At 64.7% G+C, this 4872-nt stretch carries 3 protein-coding genes and 1 tRNA gene; 1 reads left to right on the top strand and 3 read right to left on the bottom strand.

Annotated features, from left to right (window positions below; all coding sequences use genetic code 11):
• Positions 1 to 105 precede the first annotated feature (105 nt).
• The 3 genes from NKH35_RS30685 to NKH35_RS30675 form a co-directional block, all read right to left on the bottom strand.
• A tRNA-Arg gene (locus NKH35_RS30685) sits at positions 106 to 182 on the bottom strand.
• Between the two features lie 162 nt (positions 183 to 344).
• Positions 345 to 1247 (bottom strand): DUF1003 domain-containing protein, encoded by a 903-nt coding sequence (locus tag NKH35_RS30680; RefSeq protein WP_023703727.1) that lies wholly within the window; start codon positions 1245 to 1247, stop codon positions 345 to 347.
• Between the two features lie 429 nt (positions 1248 to 1676).
• Positions 1677 to 2645 (bottom strand): D-alanyl-D-alanine carboxypeptidase family protein, encoded by a 969-nt coding sequence (locus NKH35_RS30675; protein ID WP_023689149.1) that lies wholly within the window; start codon positions 2643 to 2645, stop codon positions 1677 to 1679.
• 249 nt (positions 2646 to 2894) lie between these two features.
• Between NKH35_RS30675 and NKH35_RS30670 the strand changes: the two genes are divergently transcribed.
• A complete protein-coding gene (locus NKH35_RS30670) occupies positions 2895 to 4706 on the top strand; it encodes a methyl-accepting chemotaxis protein (protein ID WP_352917440.1) in 1812 nt (603 codons plus the stop codon).
• Positions 4707 to 4872: the final 166 nt, after the last annotated feature.

The raw sequence follows: 4872 nt of genomic DNA, 5'->3' as shown, positions 1-4872 counted from the left end.
GACATGCAGGCTCGAACCACTCCAAAACCCCTTCGGGCCAAAAGTGTTACCCATGTCTCCGATATAAACCGTAACCTATGTGTCCGGAATGGACCCTCGGTAAGCTGGCGCACCCGACAGGATTCGAACCTGTGACCTCTGCCTTCGGAGGGCAGCGCTCTATCCAGCTGAGCTACGGGTGCCTTCAGGGAACCTGAAAACGAACCAGCCGATAGGCCGGCCAGCCACGGCTTCTTAGCGGAAGCCGGCGCGGGCTTCAACGGGCAATTGGCGTGGCGATATTTTCGAAGCCACGTCGCGCGGCTCGGCAACTTCGCGTCCGCCTTGCAGCCTCAGCCCGGGACTCACCCCGCCACCTCCACCTTCGCCACCCGCCTGCGCACCCTGCGCGGCGCCCGCTTCGCCTTCTTCGCGCCGGTCAGTTCGTGCATCGCATCCAGCTGCATCTGCTGCATTTCGGCCAGCCGCGTCCATTGGCGCGAGATCAGATAGTCGAGCTTTTCGTGCAAATGGCGCACTTCCAGCTCGGCTTTCAGGTTCACCCGGTAGTCGTTGAACGAGCGCAGGCGGTCCTTGGCCTCCGTCCGTCTCTGGCTCATCATGATGATCGGCGCCTGGATGGCGGCGATACAGGAGAGCAGCAGGTTGAGCAGGATGAAGGGGTAGGGGTCGAAGGCGCTGCTCACGCCCGCGATCAAATTGATGCCGATCCACACCGCAAGCACGCTGCCGAACGAGATCAGGAACCACCAGCTGCCGCCGAAAGCCGCCATGTTGTCGGAGACGCGGTCGGCGAACGAGCGGTGCTCCTCGAACTCCTCTTCCGAGTTTTCCGAAATCGTGTCCTGCCTGGCGATCGATTCGACCACCTGGCGGTCGAGCTCGGAGAATTCGCCATGCTCCTGCTGCAGCAGCTCCTCCATGTAGCGCATGCGGTAACGGCCGAGCTCCTCCCGGCTGATGCGGGCGCCGCGCGGCAGGTCGGGATGATCGGAGCGGATGCGGTCGGCCAGGCTCGGCCTGAGGTCGTCGATGCGCACCAGGTCACGCTTGCGAAACTTTCTACCTGATATCGCCGACGGTTTTCGCTTCGGCTTCAGGCGGCCATGGGGTTCGGAGTCCGGCACATCGGGCGCTTCCAGCGCCTCGTCGGCAACCAGTTCGGCGTCGTGGGCGGGCGGCGCCTCGAAATACTCGCCGCCGCTGTCGTTTTCATTGTCGGCCTGTTCGGATGGTTTTGGGCTCATAATGCCGGCTCCTGCTGTCGCGCCCACGATACGCCAAGGCGAGGCGGCATAGCCACTGTGGCGGTGAAGATTGGGGGCTTGTGCATGCTTGTGATGAATGCCTGCTGCAATTGCCTGTGGCAGCGCAGCCCCCCGGGGCCTCGCTCGCCTGCTGCTCGGCAACCAGACCGCCGAAGTGCTGTTGCCGACGGAGGTCGCGCCTGCTGCAGAGTTAAGATGAGGCAGCGATCCTTCACGACCCCCCTCTGTCCTGCCGGACATCTCCCCCTCAAGGGGGGAGATCAGATGTCGCCATGGCTTCGCCAAACACGAAAAAGAGGCGAGACGCCGAAGCTGCTAATCTCCCCACTTGAGGGGGAGATGGCCGGCAGGCCAGAGGGGGGTGCTGTCCCGCCGGCGTTTCAGAGTTCCTCCACCCAACGACGGGTTCTATTGCGGCGGTAAACCAGGCAACTGCGACCCCTGCGCCGGCAAACCAGGCGGCGGCAGGCCGGGCGACGCGGCCGGCTGATCTCCCGCAAACATCAGCCGCGTCTTCGTATCGGCCATGGCGGGCGACAGACTGCGCTGGATCAGCGCTTCGACATGGTCGTTGCGCTGCCTAGCGCTGTCGGCGCCCATCACCACCACGATCAGATGCCGGCCGTCGGCATTGTAGGACGTGACGATATTGTAGCCGGATGCCCTGATATAGCCGGTCTTGATGCCGTCGACGCCGCGCACCCGGCCGAGCATGTCGTTGTGGCCGCGCACCAGCCGGCCGCGGAACATGAAGTCGCTTTCGGAGAAATAGTGGAACTGCTGCGGGAAGCGGGCGCGCAGCGCCATCCCCAGCGTCGCCATGTCGCGCGCCGATGTGTGCTGGCCATCGTCGGGCAGGCCGGAGGCATTGCGGAAGACGGTGCTGCTCATGCCGATCTGGCGCGCCTTGGACGTCATCATGGCGGCGAACTGGTCCTCCGAGCCGCCGAGATATTCGCCCACCGCCACCGCCACGTCATTGGCCGACTTGACCACGATCGCCCGGATCGCCGAATCGACATCGATGCTCTCGCCGCGCTTGAAGCGCAATTTGGTCGGCGGCTGCCGGGCGGCATTGTCGGAGACCGGAATCTGCGTTTCCTTCGAGACGCGGCCGGACTCCAGCGCCTCGAACAGCAGGTACAGCGTCATCATCTTGGTCAGCGACGCCGGATAGCGTTGCGCCCTCGAACTGACTTCGAACAGCGTCTTGCCACTGCCGGCATCGACGACGATGGCCGCATATTTCTCCTGCGGCGCCGGCACCGCCAGCACGCTGTCGGGCGGTGCGGTGGTGCTGCAGCCGGCCACGAAGACAAGCAGCAGGAGGGCTGCGAGAAATTTCTGGGCGGGGGAGGGGAAATGGAAATTTGGCAAGTCAAGTCCGGCGTTGCTGAGAGGGCCGGAACCTAGCCTAACCCATTTTGTTCGTCCATTTGGTTAACGGCGGAGCTGCCGATGACGCTGCCAATCTCCCCCGCAAGGGGGGAGATCAGATGTCGCTTCGGCTTCGCCAACCATCGGCGCTGAAACGGCAACCTCCCGAAATCGCCTGCTTCCTGTCCTGTTTTGCCTGCGGGGTCGCGGTGCTGCTATAGAGGCGGCAATTGCTTGGGGGATTTGACAATGACCGGTGACATCGGCGCGGCTGCGCCATCTCTTATCAGGGCTTCGCTCAGCCGCACCGGCAAATGGGCCGGCAGCGTCGCTTTCATCGGCGGCGCCGCATCCGACATCCTCAATCCGCTGGCGCCGTTCGCCGCCTATATCGCGCTGGTCGCTTCGGTTGCCGCCGCCGTCATCGCCATTGCCATCGTTCTGCGGCTGGTGCTGGCCGCCAAGGCGCTGCCGGCGCTGATCTTTGCCACCAGCGCTGCCGCCGTCGCCGGCGGCGTCTATGGCCTGCAGCAGCAGTCCAATTCGCAGAACGGTGTGATCGCCGGCCTGGTGCCGGCCATCGCCCAGTTGCAGCAGCAGATGGGCATCGTCTCGGCCAGGGTGGCCAGGATCGAGCAAACGGTAACCGAGACGAAGCTGGCGGTCGACCAGGTCAAGCAATCGACCGACGCGGTGGCGAAGAAGACCGAGGAAATTGCGTCGACCCAGCAGCAGCAGGCTGAGCAGGGCGCGCAGACGCAAAAGTCGGTAGAGGCGGTCAAGCAGACGACCGAAACGCTCGCTGCCGGCCAGCAGAAACAGGCCGAGCAGGCGGATAAGCTTCAGGCGACCACCGAGCAGATCGCCGCCTCGATCGACACCATCGCCAAGGGCTTTGCCGCATTGGCCGCGCAGGGCGGGACGATCGCCGAGCCGAAGCGGCCGGACGAATTCTATCACAATGCCCGCGTCTACGAGCTTTCCGGCGACATGCTGAATGCGCGGCGCTCCTATCTCGCTTTCGCCGGTTTCGACGTCGACGCCGTCGATCCCTACACACGCTTCGCCACCCTGCTGCGCGTGCAGGACGGCAAGGCCGGCGCCCGCGAAGTGTTCGGCGCCCTGGCCGACAAGGCCAAGGCGCTGTCGATCAAGCTGGTCCATATCCTGCAGTTCGACGATGCCCAGCGTCTCGACAAGCTCAACGCCTTCATCGCCGCCAATCCGGATTTCGCACCGGCCTATTACCTGCTCGCGCAGGAGTTTTCCGAGGATCGCCTCGGCGTCCAGTCGCTGTCCGACAAGCGCAGCGAGGCCGAGGCGCTGACCAGGTTCGTCTCCTATGAAAAGGAAGGCGGGCTGCTCAAATATTTCGTCGACCAGACGCAGCTCGCCGACTGGCTCGACCGCAGCCGTACCCGCCTGACGGCGCTTGGCGACGTGCTCGACCCAGCACGCTTTGCCCCGACGCTGACGCCGATGCGCTCCAATGCCGGCTGGATGATCTCCATCTCGCTGCCCGAGGCCGCGACCGGCATTTCCTGGCGCATGGGTGTGTCAGGTCCGTTCACCGACACCGGGCTGATGGCGATGAACGACCAGCGCACCGGCAAGCCGATGCCCAATCCGAGCTTCGAATTGCCCGACAGCACCACGGCCACCACCATCGGGGTCAAGTATCTCGATCTCAGGGGCCGCGAGACCGGGCCGTTCGACATAAGTTTCGATCCGGACGCAGCGCTGCAACAGGGCAACAAACAGATCCTCGACCAGTTCTGGACGTCGTGGATCGCCTTCGACGCCAGCGGCAATCATGGCCTGGTCTATTTCTCCCAGATGCTGTCGTTCCGCTGCGGCATCAAGGAGGTGCGCTACAGCCTGAACGGCACGGCGCTCGACAGGGAGATCAAGCTGCCGCCTTGCGACAAGAAGGACCCGTACGCCATTCCTTATGACTACCAGCCTTACTTCAAGGTCGCCGACAACGTGACGTCGATGGCGGTGCAGGTCACCTACACCGACGGCACCAAGTCGCCGGTGCGCGAGTATAAGCGGCAGTAGGCGCCCACCCTCCCCCATGTGGGGAGGGTCGATCCGCGTAGCGGATCGGGGTGGGGGTCCTCGTAGGGCGCTGCCCCCCCCCCCCCGCGGCGGGGGGGCAGGGGGGCGGGCGGGGGCGGCCCGCCCCCCCCCCCGCCGGGGGGGGGGTGAAGAGCAGGGGGGCATG

It is taken from the genome of Mesorhizobium sp. M1143, assembly GCF_040318435.1.
Classification (GTDB): Bacteria; Pseudomonadota; Alphaproteobacteria; order Rhizobiales; family Rhizobiaceae; genus Mesorhizobium.
This window is presented reverse-complemented; position numbering and strand designations above follow the sequence as displayed.

What these genes read in the sequence shown, in the direction of transcription:
- NKH35_RS30680 (WP_023703727.1), bottom strand. Translation starts at nt 1,247, where the DNA reads ATGAGCCCAAAACCATCCGAACAGGCCGACAATGAAAACGACAGCGGC.
- NKH35_RS30670 (WP_352917440.1), top strand. Translation starts at nt 2,895, where the DNA reads ATGACCGGTGACATCGGCGCGGCTGCGCCATCTCTTATCAGGGCTTCG.